The sequence below is a fragment of the Brevundimonas sp. TWP2-1 genome (assembly GCF_049897645.1).
In the GTDB taxonomy this organism is placed as follows: domain Bacteria; phylum Pseudomonadota; class Alphaproteobacteria; order Caulobacterales; family Caulobacteraceae; genus Brevundimonas.
Genome location: NZ_JAFCWR010000002.1, coordinates 557,452 through 572,776, shown reverse-complemented (window position 1 = coordinate 572,776; position 15,325 = coordinate 557,452). Strand labels below are relative to the sequence as shown.

Below are 15,325 nucleotides of genomic sequence, written 5' to 3'. Positions count from 1 at the left end.
CATGACCGACACTATTGACCCCGGCTCGAAAGAGACCAAGCAACTCCACGGCGCGGAAATCCGCGACGCTTTGATCAACCTCCGCACCGTTCTGGCCAGCCGTCCCGAAACTTGGTTCGGCGGTCTCCCGATGGTTCTGGACGAAATCGACCGTCACGCCACTCACCGGATCGCCGAGATCAATCGTCTCTTCGAACTTCAGACCGAAGGTGAAGGCCAATGATCGTCCACACGCTCCCCGAAGCCTACGTCTCGACCTACGCCGAAATCGCCGACTGGATCGACGCCCGCTTTGCCGAGACGAAACCGGAGGCTCGCTATATCCGCCACGTCAACACGCGCCTCGACCACGACGATTTCGAGAAGCGTGATCTGGCCGACTGGATCGAAAGCCCGCTGATCCGCCCGGAGATTCTGGTCGATCTCCCGCAGAACTACGGCTTCAACCCGTCCTTCTACCAAGGCGCGCTTCACGCTCCCTTCCACGTCGTCTTCGCCGATGATCAGGGGGACGAAGCGGCCGAGTTTGCGGCGACTTTCCTCGCCTAAGACCGGGCAAAACGAGGGGTCCAAATAAATAGAGGAAACCCGTTCCAAGGATTTCCTCATGGCATACTCAAACCTCTCGGCCGCTCAAAAGCAGGCCCGCGCTTCGGCCCTCAACACGGCCATCGGTGCGAACGCGACGATCAAAATTTACACGGGCGCCCAACCGGCTAACCCGGATACGGCGGTCACCGGGACGCTTCTGGCAACGCTGACTTGCGGCTCTTCGGGCTTCGGCACGGCGACCAGCGGCGTCATCACCGCAGCGGCTATCACTCAGGCCAACGCCGTCGCATCTGGCACGGCTGGTTATGCTCGCATCGCCACTTCCGGCGGGACGGCGATCATGGACGTGGACGTTGGCACGGCTGGCGCCTCGGTCATCATGAACACCACGGCCATCGTCTCCGGCGGCCCGGTTCAGATCACCAGCCTGACCGTTTCGGAAGTCGCCTACTCGGCCTAATCCGATCCTGATCAGAGACTTTGAAAGGCCGTCCTCCGGGGCGGCCTTTCGTCGTTGCGGGGTAAATACGGGATGGCCACGACCCTCAACCTCGCCGTTACCTCGGGAGCCGACGACGGCAGCTACAGCAGCACCGGCGGAAACTCCGGCTTCACGTTCGGAGCCGGGATTTACAGCGGCCAGTCCACTTACGCCTTCATCCGTTTTCTGAACGTCGCGATCCCGCAAGGCGCGACTATCACTTCCGCCACCCTCGGTCTGGAGGTTCAGACCGCCTATGGAACGAAGTGGGGAACGCTGAAAGGGATCGACCTCGACACATGCCCCGCTCGCGGTGTGAGCCGTGCGAGCCTTCCCTACACGGACGCGGCGACACCGATCACGCAAGCAAATTTGCACTCAACGCTCAATGTCACCGCGATTGTGCAAGAGATCGTCTCGCGACCCGGCTGGGCGAGCGGTGGCGCGCTGGGATTGTTGGGCGATCCCACGGGGTCCGACGACGAAATCTATTTCTTCGGCTTCGAAGACGGCTACGCACCGACGCTGACGGTCGTCTATGAGGCGGCGGCTCCCGAACCCATCGTCCAACTAATCACGACGGTCGGCGCGGGATCGGTGAACGTCCCGGCTGGCTACAACCGCGTCCGCGTCGAATGCTGGTCAGGTGGCCAAGGCGGCATGAGCTACAACGGTGGTGGCGATGGCGGCAACTACGCTCGCTCGATTTTGCCGGTCACCGCCGGGGCATCGTTCACCTACAATGTCGGCGCCGGTGGTGCGGGCGCACAATATCAGCAGAACAACGGCGGGCACACTTGGTTCGGCTCGATGACGACCGTCCTCGCACAAGGTGGCGGGCATCGCTCGGGACACTACGGCGACGTGGTTTTCCTTGGTGGTCTCGGTGACCGATCTTGGATGCAACAGGTCGGCTTCCCCGGTGGTGGTGGTGGGTCCGCGCACCCTCTCGGAGGCGGTGGGGACGCAAACAATTTTGCTTCTGGAAACGGAAACGGTGGTGGCTCGGGAACGCGCCAAGGCGGAAGCGGAACCGGGATTTCCGACGTCGAAGGCGGAACCGGTGGTGGCTCTGGCTCCACGTCCGCCTCAATCGCTGGCGGTGCACCGGGCGGCGGTGGTGGTGCTGGCGGCAACGGTGGTCGCGGCCAAATCCGTCTGACTTTTTTCTACGAAGAAGAAGCGGTCATCCCGGCGGGCGTCGGCGCAGTTGCGCTCTCGGCTGGTCGCGTCGCGGCATCGGGGACGTTCATCGCCCGTCGAACCGCGACCTCAGCGATCAACCTGACGGCCGGTCGGCTCCAAGCCTCTTCGACCTTCACCCAACCGACCCGCACGGGTGCGGGGACCATCGCGCTCGCGCCTCGGACGGCTGGCCTCGGCCAGTCCGTGATCCCGGTCGAAGGCGCGGCTGGCGTCTCCCTTCGCTTGCCTTCGATTTCGGCTCTCTCGACTTTCGCTCAGCACGGGGCGCCGCCCCAAGGCGTCGGTGGCTCTGGTGATCCGGTCAACACTACCTACTCCACCTCCACGTCCTTCACGGTCGGTCCCGGCATCGCGTCCATGACCTTCGCCGGTCACGGGGGCGGTGGTGCTGGATACAAGAGCCAGACACAGAACTCCGGCGCCGGGGGTGGCGGCGGTGCGTTCTCCGGTGTGACCGTAACTGTCGCTCCGGGCGATCTGGTCCAGATCACGGTCGGTCAGGGGGGCGCGGCTATGCCGGGCGACTCCAATGATCCGGTCGCAGCGGATGGTGGCGACACCATCGTCCGCGTGAACGGCGTTATCGTTTTGCTGGCTCCGGGCGGTAAAGGCGGACTCGGCCGTTCGCCGCCGCTGGACTACAACGACGGTATCGGTTTCGGCGGTGCGGGCGGTAACGCAAACAATGGTATTGGCTCGGTTCGCTATTCCGGCGGCTCCGGCTGGTGTGGCGGTCAGTATGGTTCAGCCGGGGGCGCCGGGGGCGCGGCTTCCCCGACTGGCAATGGTCAACATGGTAGTTACCGAGATGGTGGCGCGGCTGGTCCGGGTGGTGGAGCGAAAACGATTGCTCCCGACTACTTCACTCTAATGATTGACGGAGAGAGTAACCCTCTCGGCGGCGCCGGTGGCCATTCGGGCGGGAACTCGCAACATGCCAAGCGTTGGTCTGACGGTGGCTTCCCCGGCGGGGGTGGCGGGGGTCAGGGCCAAAACGGTCAACAATCCGGCGCGGGGGCGGGCGGTCAGGTCGTCGCGTCTTACGTCGAAGCCGGATCAATCGACGGAAACTGGCTTGTGTGCGTCGTCAGCCTCAAGGGACCGCTGGCTTCCGCCGACGCTGGTCAGAACACTCAAGCCATCGCCACCGTCTCCCTGACGGCTCCGGCGACCGTCGCTCAAGCCTTCCGTGGGTCGTCCTCCACCGGTGCGATCCAACTCGGCGTCCCGGCCGTCTCGGCGGCTGGTTCTCATACTCGCGTCGGCTCCGGCGTGGTCACCCTGATCGAACCGTCCACCAACGGTTCGGGCGCCCATGGCGTCGAAGGTTCGTCCACGATCAGCCTGACCTCTCCCTCTACCGTGGGCGCGGGTTCCTACACGCGCGTCGGCTCTGGCGTCGTCTCGCTTTCGGTCCCGGTCGTCTCGGCGGATGGTCAACACAAGGTCGGCGCGAACGGTCTGGTGAAGCTCGGTTCACCGACCGTGGAAGCCTACGCCTCGCGCGGCGCGCTCTCGGCCGCGACCGTCACCCTGACGGCTGGCCAGCTTGCCGCGACCGCCACCCATGCGGTTGGTGCGAACGGTGCGGTGATCGTCTCCAGCCCGTCCGCTCAAGGCTCGGCTGATCATGGCATCGCCGGTCAGGGTGCGATCTCGCTCGATGGACCGTCCGTGGAAGCCTACGCCGAGACCTTCAACGAAGGTCAGGCCACGGTCGCGCTGGCGTCTCCGGTCGTCTCCGCTGACGCGGCGCGCGGCAACATCGCGGAAGGTCAAATCACCGTCTCGGCCCCGGCCGTGGATGCGGACGCTTCACAGATCACTGGCGCGTTCTCGACCATCCGTCTGGCCGCTCCGGCGACCACTGGAGCCGCTTCGCATGGCGTCGCGGCATCGTCAGCCATCACCGTCACGGGACCGTCCGTGGAGGCTTCTGGCGCGCTTCAACCACAAGGCCAAGGCGCGGTCGCTCTGACGGCTCCCAAGGTCGTGGGCGAAGCGTCTCAGGCTGGCTACGCTCCGATCCGTCTGTGGACGCCCATGGCCGCGTCGGAAGCGTCTCAGGGCGTCTCGACCAATGGCGTCATCAATCTCACGGGACCGTTCGCTACGGGGATCGCAAACCGTGGCGCGACCGGCCAAGGCGCCCCTTCGATCCCGGCTCCGGTCGTTTCGGCTGACGGCGATCACGGGACCGCATCGTCGGGCGCGATCCCGCTGGCGATGCGCGTCAACGCTGGTCTGATCCACTCGGTTGGATCGTCGGGGATGATCTCACTGACGGCCCGAACGGACGGTCAGGGTGATCACGGCGTCGCCGGTGAAGGTGCGATCTCGCTCGCCGCTCCGGCCGTCGTCGGATCGTTGGAGCCGGGTCTGGTTCATGGTGCGGGCGCCGTCTTGCTCGGCGTTCAGGTCGAAGGGGACATCTACGTCGATCTCTCGACGGTCTACGCCCAAGGCTCGGTGGTCCTCGGATCGCCGTCTGTGACGGGTCGCGCCCTGACCCTCCCGACCCACGGCCAGCGGACGGTTCTGGTGGCTGGCGAGAACCGTGTCGTCGCGCCGTCGAATGAGGCCCGGAGCCTAAATATCCCAAACGAAGAGCGTGTCGCTCTGATTACCCCGGAGTGACCCTTGGCCCGTCTCAAGTTCCCTGACCGCGATCCTCGCGACCTTTCCGACAACACCTTCGACTGGACCGACTTCATCGAAGACGGCGTGATCCAAGACGCCACCGTTGAGGTGGTTGATGGCGGCGATGATCTGGAGATCGTCGGGAAGCTGGTCGGACCGAAGACGGTCACCGTGGACCTCGAAGGCGGGACCATCGGCAAGACCTACACGCTCGCTTGCGAAGTGACGCTGGTGGACGGTCGCCGCTTCAACCGTGCGGCCCGCGTCGCGGTGAAAGACCTGTGAGCATGGACGACACTTCCGAACGTCTGGTCCGCGTTGAGACCAAGCTGGATTCCCTGATCACGCTGAACGACCAGCGGATCACAGCGGCAGAACGCCGGATTGATGAAGTCCGCACCGAGGCCGCTAACCGCACCCGCCACGAAAAAGCGAACTACGATCAGAAACTCATGGCGATTGAGAAGAAAATCGAAGCCAAGGCCGACCAGAAAGAAGTCAGCTTCATGGGGAAGGTCGTCTTCGGCGCCTGTGGCGTCGTCCTGATCGCCGTCCTCTCGGCCCTGATCGCCATCGTCGTGATCAAGCCGAACATCCACGTTGAGCGCGACCGCGCGCCGGTGGTCCAGCAGATCGCGCCACGATGATCCCCTTGAACCGCTACACCATCGGAGCCACCGTCGCGGTGATCCTGATCGGCGCGGCATGGTTCGGGATCGTTCGATGGGAAGCGAACATTCGCGCCGACGTTCGCGAGGAAGTGGCCGCTGAACAGTTGGCCGAAGACCTCGCCCAAGCTCAAGCCGATCTGGTCTTCCAACGCGACCAGACGGCCAAGAGCGAAGCCGCCGTGCAAGAGCTTCGAGGCGATCTCTCCGACATGGCCGCGAGGATTCAGGCCAGCCGCGTCACCATCCAAGAGCGGATCGTCAACGGCGAGCTTCCGAACGGGACGATCTCGCCGGTCAAGGAAGCGACCATCGACCAGATCGAGACCTTGGAGCGGGAGAGGGTTTCGGCCGAAAGTTTGCCTTGAGGGTCACTGTGGGCCATTCCAAATTCATGGACTGGCAGAAAATCATTTCCTACGTCGTCGTCGGCTCGGTTACCGGGTGGCTCTTCGGTCGGCATGTCTACCGATGCTCGATCAATCCTAACCGGCCGGAGGACGGCGGGGATCGCGGGGGCGCGATTATGCAGGGGATCGCCGCCGGTCTTTTTTGGCAGATCACCATCATATGGGCGGTCTACAAGGCGATTACGGACGACGCTCGCAAGCACCCCTAAATAGGGGATGATCCGCGCCATCATCCTCGCCACCGTCGCCCTGACCCTCGCCGGGTGTGGGTCAACCCGCGTCCGCACGGTCTACGTCCCGGTCCAGATCGACGCCGCGTTCTTCGATCCGGCTCTCTGTAGCTGGCCGAAGAAAGCTGACCACATTGTCGCCGGGACGGACGAAGAGGCGTCGTCCTACGATCTGGCTGGCTATGAGGCGTTCCGATGCGAGCGCACCGCCCGGCTCGGCGCCGGAGATCGTCATCGCGAAATCGTCAGGGACATCGAGCGACGTTAGTTGTTCGGTGCGGATCGCATGGCTTGGATGATCGCCTTCTGGAGATCGAGCCACGGTCCACACTCGGCCTGATAGGCGGCGATCCAAGCTTCCGGGTCATCGTTGCCGGTCGCCCGACCCATCTCCCGTTGAGCCTTCAACTGATCGACCTTGATCTGTTGCATGTTCAGGAAGGTCTCTTGGGTCTCGGTCTGGCGCGACAGATCGAGGCCATCGAGCAAGATGAACATTCCAGCCAGCGTCCACCCGCGTTCCATGCCCTCGATAGCGACCGCGCTATCCTCCAGACCAGCCGACCGGGCGACCCCGGCGCCGTAGTTGAAATAGGCACTACAGTTCGCGAACGTCTGGCCGACCTCATAGTGTTCGGCCGGGGTGGTCGGGAACTCTTGGGCGACCGCTGGCGCACTGATCGCCATGATCGCCGCGATGATCAAAGACCGCATGTGATGTCCCTCCGACGTTGAGGACACGTCTAACACGATTTCCCGGCCAGAAATGGTTGACCGATCCGGCTTCCATGAGACGATCCAGTTGTAGTTCGGATCGCAAGATACGGGGTCACCGCTCGGCCAGCGGCGGACCCACGGCGGATCGGTCCTGACTACCGGCTAACTACAGAATTTATTTTCGAAGCAACGGCGGCTCGCGAGGATTTCGCGGGGTCGATGAAACGCGCCCGGCGGTCGGGTGAGTAGTTGCGAGAACCACCCCTCCGAGACGCGAGGACTTCGCGAACGCCCGCGCCGGGCAATCCGGCCAAGGGCTTGTGAAACATCATGTTTTCGGAGAGTCTTGGGTCATCGAAATGGAGCTTCTGGAGACGCGATGAACCCACGATTTGGATGAAGGAGACCTCTAACCATGACCTACATTACTGACCCCAACCATCCCGCCGTGGCCACCACCCACGATCTGATCGAAACGCTTCTCGGTCTCGATCACCGGGAAGAAGATGAACAGATCACCGCGCTCGCCAAGGCCGTCTGGCCGGAACATGACGCCGGTGTCCACGGTGAAGTGGTGACCTACGACGGTCGCCTCGACCCGGAAGAACCCTTCAAGGGTGTCACCGAGGCGAAATTCAAAGGCGCCACCGTCACTGTCGATCACACCACGCTCTTCACGGATTTCAAGTTCGCGAGCGACACCTTCGAGGTGAGCGTCCCGCAATACGATGCGGGGGAACGCTATAGCGTCCCGACCTTCAACCCCGGCGTTAACCGCTGGTGTTTCGCCATCGAGATCATCCGGGGAGACGCTGACGCCTATGTCGATTGGGCCAAGCGCGCCGGAACCCTTCTCAAGATGTTCGGAGATCAATGATGCGCGTTCTTGTCCTCGAAGACGAACCGATCCTGCAAATGGACCTCGCGATGATGCTGGAGGGGCGCGGCTACCGCGTCTCCACCAGCGAGACGGCCGAAGGCGCCGTCGAGGTCGCACGGCTGGAGCAACCGACCGTCGCGATCCTCGACCTGAACCTCGGTCACGGTCGCCCCGATGGCGTGGACGCGGCGCGCGAGATCATGCGCGTCAGTCCGTCCACCCAGATCATCTTCCAGACGGCTCACCAAGACCCGAAGAGCCGTGGCCGGATGATCTCGGTCATGCCCGTCGCGATCCTGAACAAGCCGTTCGATGAAGCCCGCTTGCTGGCTCTGGTCGCCGGTGCGGAAGGGGTGGCGGCATGACCGGCGACAATGAAGTGATCCTGTCCACCATCCTTCGCCGGGTGCTGGTAGCGACGGATGACGTGGCGATCCTCGCTGACGTTCGTGGTCTACAGCGCAAGGTGAAGGGCCTCGGCGTCGATCCTCACTCTGTCGGGATGAACGGAAGCACGTCCGCGACCAACCGCTACGACATTCTCAAGAACCAGATCAAAGAGCGTGACGAAGCCCGCTCGATCAGCCGCGTGTGGTCGAAGGCCGGAGAGGACGTTGTGAAACGCCTCGCCGAGAGCCGGGGCGGCCACGCTCCCGAAGGTCACACATGGCGGTGGACGACCGAGACTATGGACACCGATCAGGACGTGGCCGACCGTTGGACCAAGCGACTGGCGTGGGAGATCAACCAGATCATCCGCCGCAACGCTGACCTCCACGCCGAGAAAGCCAAACTGGAGGATCGGGTCATCTATCTCGAAGCCGCATTGGCTCACGTCACCGGAAAGGATGCGCCGTGACCGTCATCATTCACGGCGACCGGTTGGCCATCGCCATCGCCAAGAGCCGGTCGTGGGCGGGCGTCAGTCGGTATCTCTACCTTCGTCGCACTCCAGCGATCCGGGCCGAACTGGTCGCGGCGGCTGACCGCCTCGGCATCAACTACGACCACTTCGAAACCTCGGCCAACGCCGGGCGCACGTCGCGCCGGTCGGCCCTTATCATCAAGGATTAAGCCGCATGACGAACGCCGCCACGCTCAACTGGTTGAGCCGCCAAACACCCGCCGTCCGCGAGGCGTGGAAAGAGTTCCCGCACCTCACCCCGTTCAGGATCGGCGGCAAGGTGTATTGGGTCATCGGCTACGAAGAAATGCGTCAGACCGTTCCATTGTCGTCTGGTGGAGGCTTTGTGACCCATGTGATCCTCTCCAGCATCGACCCAAATCAAGATTTTGATGCAGCCTTGGCGGATGGACCGCACAAGCTGCACCTGACCGCCGCAGAACTTCGGAGGACCAAGAAATGAAACGGATCATCATCCCGGCTCTGGTCGCGCTGGCCACTCCGGCGTTCGCTCAAGAGCCGCCGCGCCAGTCGGCGCAATGCCTGACCGAGATCGCGGGACTGACCGCCGAACGTCTCGACATGTTCGACGCCGACACGGTGGCTCGCGCTCAACGCAAGGCCGACGCTCTCTACACCTCGATCCAGCGCGTCATGGCTTCGCGGGTGTCCATGGACGCCGCCCATCGTGACGCAATGGTGGTCCTTGGGCGGCAAGAGGCCGAGGGGACCGCACCGGCCGGAGCGGTCGAAGTCGCCGACCGCGATCACCGGCGAGAGCGCGCCAACGATCTGATCGAAGATGGCGTGATGATCCGAGAGACACCCAACTGTGTCTGGCCGGAAGGTTTCGGCGCGGAAGTATCGGGGTTCTGACCGCGTATCGAAGCCGGAGCCGGGTCACCCCGACCGCGTTGGCTCCGGTCAAATAAATATGGGATGGCTTACACGCTCTCCCAACGCTCGCTGGACGCTCTCAAGGGTGTCCACCCCAACATGGTCCGCGTCGTCAAACGGGCGATCCAGATCACCCAACAAGACTTCCTTGTCACCGAAGGCGTCCGCACCCCGGAGCGTCAGCGGCAACTCTACGCCCAAGGCCGCACGACTCCGGGTCCGAAGGTGACTTGGACTCTCCAATCGAACCACTTCGTCCAGAAATCCGGCTACGGTCACGCCGTCGATCTGTGTCCCGCGCCAGTCGATTGGGAATCGCTGAAAAAGTTCAACGACATCGCCGCCGCCATGAAGCGCGCCGCGATGATGGAGGGCGTGAAGATCACATGGGGCGGCGACTGGTCGAAGCCTGACCGGCCTCACTTCGAACTGGCCTAACAGTGGTAGGGTGGTGTCATGACCACCCTGACCTCCCATCCGGCCAAGCCGACCGACCACATTTGGTTCAGGAACCTTGTGACCGAGGACGGCAACGAAGACACCTTCGGCGTCCGCACCGCCTTCAAACAGGCTTGCGAGGAAGCCTTCGAGGCTCTTCGCCCGTCGCTTGATCCGAACTTCGCCCAACGCTTCCGCGAAGAGACCCCGGAAGCGGCCTCGGAACTCTTGTTCGGGATGGCCATGATCCGGGCGGGCTGGACCCTGACCGGTCGGACGACAAGGTTCGACTTCACCTTCACTCGGCCCGACTTCGACGGGCGGGTTCTGATCGAGGTGACGACCCCGGCGCCGCCGGATCGCAGCGCGTGGGAAGAGACCGAGTTCGACGGCGGGACTTTGCGGTCATTCGATCAGGCCAGCCGCGACGCGGCCATGACCCGTCTGACTGGTGGCTTCTACGAAAAGTCCAAGATCGTCCTCAAAGCCATGGAAGAGGGTCACGTCAGGACCGGCGACTATCGCGTGATCGCCCTCGGCGGGACGCGCATATCGGCCGAAATGCACTGGACGGCTTCGCCGACCGGCCTTCCGCCTGACTACGCCGCCGCGTTCCTCCCCATCGGATCGCTCTCGGTTCCGATCACCGTCCCGCGCGATTTCAGCGAGCCGCCGAAGGCTGGCGAGGCCCGCCACCTTTTCAGCGCGACCATTCCACGGGGAGACAAGGCCACGGTCAGTCGAGAGGCTTTCGCCAGCGCGCGTTTTCCTCATGTCGATGCGGTGATGTTCTCGCCGGTTTCGGTGACCGGCTTCGCAACGCCAGAACTCCAGTCCAGCACCCTCCACAACCCGTTCTCGGATTTCTCCGGGGAACGACCGATGCTGAACCTTGCGGCGGATTACAACGTCGCCGTCACGGACGAAGAGCTTCAACTGACGCTGGCCACGTCACGCGGTTAAATGTCGATGGTGTGGTTCGACCTCGGATCGTAGCCGCGCATCGTCATGCGACCTCCGCAGTAGAGCGCGGGACACTTGGCTGACTTTCCCCATGGCGACCACTGACGACCTTTAAGCCGGATGATCTTGTCAGCATCGGCGTGGGTGGCGAAGCGACACCGGCTGCAATGAAGCGTCAGGCTCCAGCCTCGGCGAGCCATGTCGTGGATGGTCGGCGCGTAGCCTTGCCAGTTCTCTTGTCGCCATAGGGCGAAGCGAGGGTTGTGACCCACGGTGAAACTCTAACCTGAACGCCACCGACCCACGGCGGTCATAACCGATTCGTCAGGACGACGTTCCTGATCCGTTCTTATTCTCTGTGGATCGTCAGTTCAGTCGCGCGAACTCTCCGAATGCCTCGGTGGCGCGGCGGACATATGCCTCATGAGCCTCGCGCTCGGTGTCGAAATAGCCGAGATATTCCCAACCTGATTTGAGGTTGATCTGGGCTTTCCAGCGATTGCCAACCTTGTAGGCGCCCTTCAACCGACCTTCCCGTGACGGTTTCCGATTGGAGTTGTTCTGCGAACACGTCGCCTCGCGAAGGTTGGCGAAGGCGTTGTCCAACCTCCACCCATTGCGATGGTCGATCTGATCGTCAGGCCACGCGCCGGTCATGTAAAACCAAGCCAGCCTGTGGACATAGTAAGGTTTGCCGCCGATGTTGATCGAGCCATAGCCCATGACCCGCGTCCCGGCGATCTGACCGGCGAAGCGCGTGTTCCACGACCGGTTAGCGCGCGTCGAAGGCGCCTTCGGCTTCCACCACATGATCCCAAGATCGGGGCAATAGTGAAGGCGGTCGTGGAGTTCGGCTTGGCTGATCATACCCAAATTTATCAGGAAGGACCGCGACTTTCATTATTCCCGCAACGACCTTGTGAATCGCACTGGATATTATGAACTGCCAGTTGATCGGCCCCAGCTTGTCGCCCAGCTCGGTCAGGCCCTGGGACAGGAATTTGTCGAAGCTCTCGCCGCCTTCGGACAGGATCTTGCGATTGGTGCAGTAGCGGCTGGCCTTGACCGAAAAGACGAAATCCGCCGGCGTCTCGTCGCGCCATTTGCGCCAGCTGTCGGGCTTGAAGGTCGAATAATAGGTGCCGTTGATCTCGATCGAGGTCAGTTTCGACGCCGCATATTCCAGCTCGCGCTTCTGGACCAGGCCCTCGGGATAGAAGACCCCTCGCCACGGCTCGAACGTCCAGCCGCCGACGCCGACCTTGATTGCATTGGCCATTTCGATCCTCCTGCCGACGTCTTGATCGCAGGATTTCGGAGCCGCCGCCACTGTCGCTAGACGAGGGTCGCCGCATCGAGGGCTTCGCGGACGGCGGGGAGGCGGTTTCGACTGATCGGCAAGGGCGGGGCGTCGCGCATCAGAAGACGGCTTCGGCCGCCGTCGCGCTCCAGGCCGCTGACGTGGGACAGGTTGGCGATGGCGGAACGGTGGATGCGCAGGAAGGTCGGCGGCAGGTCGTTTTCAAGCCGATCCAGACGCGCCGCGTGCAGCAGACGGCGGCCGTCGCTCATCCGCAACTCGACATAGTCGTCGGCTCCGACGATGGCGACGATGTCCGAAAGCGGCGCCAGCTGGACCCCGCGCGCGGAGGCGACGGTCAGGCAGTGGGGGCGGGCGACGGCGCGGGCCAGGGCGCCCTCGCGCTTCTGATCGTCACGGCCCAGCCGCACGACCTCGACCATCAGTAGCGGAAGCAGCAGGCCGGCGGCGAACAGGAAGTAGGACAGATCGACCAGCCAGGTCGGGAAGGCCATGCCGACGGCCATGAAGACGGCGAGATAGGCCAGGGTGGCGCGCGCGCCTTTCTGACGGCGCCAGACGGCCACGGCGGCGACGGCGACCGACACGCCCAGACCGACCATCAGCGCCAGCACGGTCTTCATGTCGAAGCCCGGCGCAAGACAGGTGGCGATCACGGCGACGACGGTCGCGGCCATCAGTGACCGACGCGCCCCAGGCCAGAACCGCGACACGACATAGGAGACCAGCAGCACGGCGAACGCCGCCGTCAGCGCCCAGATGCCCACCAGCCGCAGGCCGTGGACGGGATAGGCGTAGGGCGTCAACGCGCGCAGGCTTTCCAGCATCGCCTGAAGCCCGGACACGCCCGCGAGCGCCGCCAGCGTCAGGCTGGAGCCCGTGCGGCGCAGGCCATGGATCACCGCAAAGCCGAAGGCGGCGGCAAACAGGGCGCCGGCGGCGACGAAGGCGATGGCCACAAGCGCGGTGCGCGACGGCCAGGGGTAGGGGGCGACGACGATCCCCGCGATGGGGCTGTCCAGCCGCACCAGGCCGTGGAACGACGACATGTGGATCACGACGACATTGTCGGCCGGGCGCCACAGACGGTCGGAGATCGGGAAGGCCGCCTCATAAACACCGGGCGTTTCCGTCGACGCCGCCGCGCCGGGGCGTCCGTTGGCGCCCAGCCGTCGGCCGTTGAGCCAGACCTCCGACGACGCCGCGCCCACGACATACAGAGCGACGGGATCGTCGCCGGACGGGCGGCTGACGACAGCGCGTAGCCAGAGGTCGCGTCCTTGAGGGTCGATGACGCCCTCGACCGGACGGCAGTCCGTGAGGGCTGGCCCCACGGCGCCGGGAGCATGGCGACACGCCTGCCAGTTCGGCGCCTGAACCTGCGCGCTAAGCGACGCCGGAAACGCGGACAGGAGAATCGCAAGGAGAAGAATGCGCCACATGAAAAAGACCCTTAGCGTGTCGTTCGCCGGAAAGCCCCGCCGTTCACCGACGCCGACACGCCGTTCACCGAGGCGGCGTTTCGTGCGGCGGCCGGGCCTGCTTCAGCACTGGCCATGACCCATATCTCATTGAACCGCCGCTCCATGCTTACCACCGCGGGCCTTGCCGCCGCCGGGCTCGCCCTGCCGGGTCTGGCGTTCGCCGACGCCGCCCGTGCGCAGGAAGCCGCTGGTCCCTTCCGCTTCACCGCCGGGGACGGGCAGGAGACCGACGCCGAGCGCGGCTTCTTCGAGGTTCCGGAGGATCGACGCATCCCCGGCTCTCGCCGCATCCGCCTCGGCTATGTGCGGTTCGCCTCGACCTCGCCCAATCCGGGGCCGCCCATCGTCTATCTGGCCGGCGGACCGGGCGGGTCCGGCGTGCGCACGGCGATGGGGCCGCGGTTCCCGATCTTCATGGCCTTGCGCGAAGTCGCCGACGTCATCGCCTTCGACCAGCGCGGGACCGGCCTGTCGGCCCACATCCCGGATCGGCCCGCGCCCACGACCTGGCCCGTCATGACCCATGAGGGCATGACCGCCTGGTATCGCGATGAGATGCAGAAGGCCTGGGTGGACTGGACCCGCGCCGGCGTGGCCATGACGGGATACAATACCGAACAGAGCGCCGACGACATCGACGACCTGCGCCGTCATTTGGGCGCAGAGACCATCAACCTGTGGGGCATCAGCTACGGCACCCACCTGGCGCTGTCGGTGCTGAAGCGACATCCCGAACGCATCGGCCGCGTCGCCCTGGCCAGCCTGGAAGGTCAGGATCAGACGATCAAGCGGCCCGCCCGGATCGACGCCTATCTGGACCGCGTGGATGGTTTGATGGGCCAGGACCCGGCTGTTCGCGCGGCCGTTCCCAACCTTTCGGCGCTAATGCGGCGGGTTCACGACCGGCTGGAAGCCCAGCCGGCGACGGTGACCATGGCCGGAGAGGCCGGGCCCGTCGATCTGAGCATCGGCGGGTTCGGGGTGCAGTTGATGGCGTCCGGCATGGTGGCCAATCCGCCCACCCTGACGATGCTGCCGGGCATCTATCTGGCGCTGGATGCGGGCAAGACCGAGGTATTGGCGTCGCTGTTCCCGCCGCCGCATCGCTATTTCGGGATCACCGGCATGCCGGAGGCGATGGACCTGGCGTCCGGCGTCTCGCCGGGAAAACTGGCGATCATCGCGCAGGAGGCGAAGACGGCGGTGCTGGGCGACGTCTTCAACTTCCCCATGCCGCATCTGCTGGGTTCGATCCCCGGCGTCGATCTGGGCGAGGCGTTCCGTCAGCCGATCCGCATCGAGACCCCGGCCCTGCTGGTCGCGGGCTCCCTGGATGGTCGTACGCCTCTGGAGGAGCAGGCCGAGGTGATCGCCCAGTTCCAGAACAAGACCCAGGTGCTGGTCGAGAACGCCGGCCACAATGTCTTCGAGGCTCATCCGCAGGTGCAGGCCCTGCTCGTCTGCTTCTTCCAGGAAGAGCCCGTCAGCGACACGCGGCTGAGCCTGCCCGCGCCGACCTTCTCTGTGGCGTAGA

21 protein-coding genes and 1 pseudogene are annotated in these 15,325 nt (G+C 64.2%); 18 read left to right on the top strand and 4 right to left on the bottom strand.

The genetic code is table 11. The features are described from left to right. Nucleotide 1 precedes the first annotated feature (1 nt). The 9 genes from ACP7BH_RS13000 to ACP7BH_RS12960 all read left to right on the top strand — a co-directional run bounded on the left by ACP7BH_RS13000 (nt 2) and on the right by ACP7BH_RS12960 (nt 6,455). Complete coding sequence (locus tag ACP7BH_RS13000; RefSeq protein ID WP_425985844.1) at nt 2-223, top strand: hypothetical protein; 222 nt, start codon at nt 2-4, stop codon at nt 221-223. Beyond that, the gene (locus ACP7BH_RS12995; RefSeq protein WP_425985842.1) at nt 220-549 is read left to right on the top strand and encodes a hypothetical protein; all 330 of its coding nucleotides are present in this window, start codon (nt 220-222) and stop codon (nt 547-549) included. The genes ACP7BH_RS13000 and ACP7BH_RS12995 overlap by 4 nt, the downstream gene beginning before the upstream one ends. Before the next feature lie 58 nt (nt 550-607). After that, on the top strand, nt 608-1,012 hold the full coding sequence (locus ACP7BH_RS12990; protein ID WP_425985840.1) for a hypothetical protein: 405 nt from the start codon (nt 608-610) through the stop codon (nt 1,010-1,012). A gap of 72 nt (nt 1,013-1,084) precedes the next feature. After that, nucleotides 1,085-4,876 (top strand): glycine-rich domain-containing protein, encoded by a 3,792-nt coding sequence (locus ACP7BH_RS12985; RefSeq protein ID WP_425985838.1) that lies wholly within the window; start codon nt 1,085-1,087, stop codon nt 4,874-4,876. Nucleotides 4,877-4,879: 3 nt separating this feature from the next. Then, nucleotides 4,880-5,164 carry a hypothetical protein gene (locus tag ACP7BH_RS12980; protein WP_425985836.1) on the top strand — a complete coding sequence of 95 codons (285 nt, stop codon included), beginning with the start codon at nt 4,880-4,882 and terminating at the stop codon, nt 5,162-5,164. Between the two features lie 2 nt (nt 5,165-5,166). Beyond that, on the top strand, nt 5,167-5,526 hold the full coding sequence (locus tag ACP7BH_RS12975) for a hypothetical protein (RefSeq protein WP_425985835.1): 360 nt from the start codon (nt 5,167-5,169) through the stop codon (nt 5,524-5,526). Further along, nucleotides 5,523-5,915: a hypothetical protein gene (locus ACP7BH_RS12970; RefSeq protein WP_425985833.1), complete on the top strand. Its 393-nt coding sequence runs from the start codon at nt 5,523-5,525 to the stop codon at nt 5,913-5,915. The genes ACP7BH_RS12975 and ACP7BH_RS12970 overlap by 4 nt, the downstream gene beginning before the upstream one ends. 8 nt (nt 5,916-5,923) lie before the next feature. Continuing rightward, nucleotides 5,924-6,166 carry a hypothetical protein gene (locus ACP7BH_RS12965; protein WP_425985831.1) on the top strand — a complete coding sequence of 81 codons (243 nt, stop codon included), beginning with the start codon at nt 5,924-5,926 and terminating at the stop codon, nt 6,164-6,166. A 7-nt stretch (nt 6,167-6,173) separates the two neighbouring features. Next, nucleotides 6,174-6,455: a hypothetical protein gene (locus ACP7BH_RS12960; RefSeq protein WP_425985829.1), complete on the top strand. Its 282-nt coding sequence runs from the start codon at nt 6,174-6,176 to the stop codon at nt 6,453-6,455. Here ACP7BH_RS12960 and ACP7BH_RS12955 read toward each other — a convergent pair. Further along, a complete protein-coding gene (locus tag ACP7BH_RS12955; RefSeq protein WP_425985827.1) occupies nt 6,452-6,901 on the bottom strand; it encodes a hypothetical protein in 450 nt (149 codons plus the stop codon). The genes ACP7BH_RS12960 and ACP7BH_RS12955 overlap by 4 nt on opposite strands. Nucleotides 6,902-7,319: 418 nt before the next feature. Here ACP7BH_RS12955 and ACP7BH_RS12950 point away from each other — a divergent pair, with 418 nt between their 5' ends. From ACP7BH_RS12950 to ACP7BH_RS12915, 8 genes are all read left to right on the top strand, one after another. Then, nucleotides 7,320-7,781, top strand: coding sequence for a hypothetical protein (locus ACP7BH_RS12950; RefSeq protein WP_425985825.1), 462 nt, complete (start codon nt 7,320-7,322; stop codon nt 7,779-7,781). Next, on the top strand, nt 7,781-8,149 hold the full coding sequence (locus ACP7BH_RS12945) for a response regulator (RefSeq protein WP_287899228.1): 369 nt from the start codon (nt 7,781-7,783) through the stop codon (nt 8,147-8,149). Before ACP7BH_RS12950 ends, ACP7BH_RS12945 begins: the two co-directional genes overlap by 1 nt. Then, entirely contained in the window at nt 8,146-8,643 is a 498-nt protein-coding gene (locus tag ACP7BH_RS12940) for a hypothetical protein (RefSeq protein WP_425985823.1), read from the top strand. The genes ACP7BH_RS12945 and ACP7BH_RS12940 overlap by 4 nt, the downstream gene beginning before the upstream one ends. Further along, nucleotides 8,640-8,858, top strand: a complete 219-nt coding sequence (locus ACP7BH_RS12935) for a hypothetical protein (protein WP_287899222.1) — start codon at nt 8,640-8,642, stop codon at nt 8,856-8,858. The genes ACP7BH_RS12940 and ACP7BH_RS12935 overlap by 4 nt, the downstream gene beginning before the upstream one ends. Nucleotides 8,859-8,863: 5 nt before the next feature. Beyond that, nucleotides 8,864-9,151, top strand: a complete 288-nt coding sequence (locus tag ACP7BH_RS12930; protein ID WP_425985821.1) for a hypothetical protein — start codon at nt 8,864-8,866, stop codon at nt 9,149-9,151. Beyond that, nucleotides 9,148-9,564 (top strand): hypothetical protein, encoded by a 417-nt coding sequence (locus ACP7BH_RS12925; protein WP_425985820.1) that lies wholly within the window; start codon nt 9,148-9,150, stop codon nt 9,562-9,564. Before ACP7BH_RS12930 ends, ACP7BH_RS12925 begins: the two co-directional genes overlap by 4 nt. Nucleotides 9,565-9,627: 63 nt before the next feature. After that, nucleotides 9,628-10,023 carry a M15 family metallopeptidase gene (locus tag ACP7BH_RS12920; RefSeq protein ID WP_425985818.1) on the top strand — a complete coding sequence of 132 codons (396 nt, stop codon included), beginning with the start codon at nt 9,628-9,630 and terminating at the stop codon, nt 10,021-10,023. Nucleotides 10,024-10,041: 18 nt separating this feature from the next. Further along, entirely contained in the window at nt 10,042-10,986 is a 945-nt protein-coding gene (locus tag ACP7BH_RS12915) for a hypothetical protein (RefSeq protein WP_425985816.1), read from the top strand. A 366-nt stretch (nt 10,987-11,352) separates the two neighbouring features. Here ACP7BH_RS12915 and ACP7BH_RS12910 read toward each other — a convergent pair whose 3' ends face one another. From ACP7BH_RS12910 to ACP7BH_RS12900, 3 genes and pseudogenes are all read right to left on the bottom strand, one after another. After that, entirely contained in the window at nt 11,353-11,709 is a 357-nt protein-coding gene (locus ACP7BH_RS12910; protein ID WP_425985814.1) for an HNH endonuclease, read from the bottom strand. Nucleotides 11,710-11,923: 214 nt separating this feature from the next. After that, nucleotides 11,924-12,265, bottom strand: a pseudogene (locus ACP7BH_RS12905) (DUF72 domain-containing protein); the annotation flags it as partial. 56 nt (nt 12,266-12,321) lie between these two features. After that, nucleotides 12,322-13,641: a LytTR family transcriptional regulator DNA-binding domain-containing protein gene (locus tag ACP7BH_RS12900; protein WP_425985813.1), complete on the bottom strand. Its 1,320-nt coding sequence runs from the start codon at nt 13,639-13,641 to the stop codon at nt 12,322-12,324. A gap of 252 nt (nt 13,642-13,893) precedes the next feature. Between ACP7BH_RS12900 and ACP7BH_RS12895 the strand changes: the two genes are divergently transcribed. Further along, nucleotides 13,894-15,324, top strand: a complete 1,431-nt coding sequence (locus ACP7BH_RS12895; RefSeq protein WP_425985811.1) for an alpha/beta fold hydrolase — start codon at nt 13,894-13,896, stop codon at nt 15,322-15,324. The last annotated feature ends 1 nt before the right edge of the window (nt 15,325 follow it).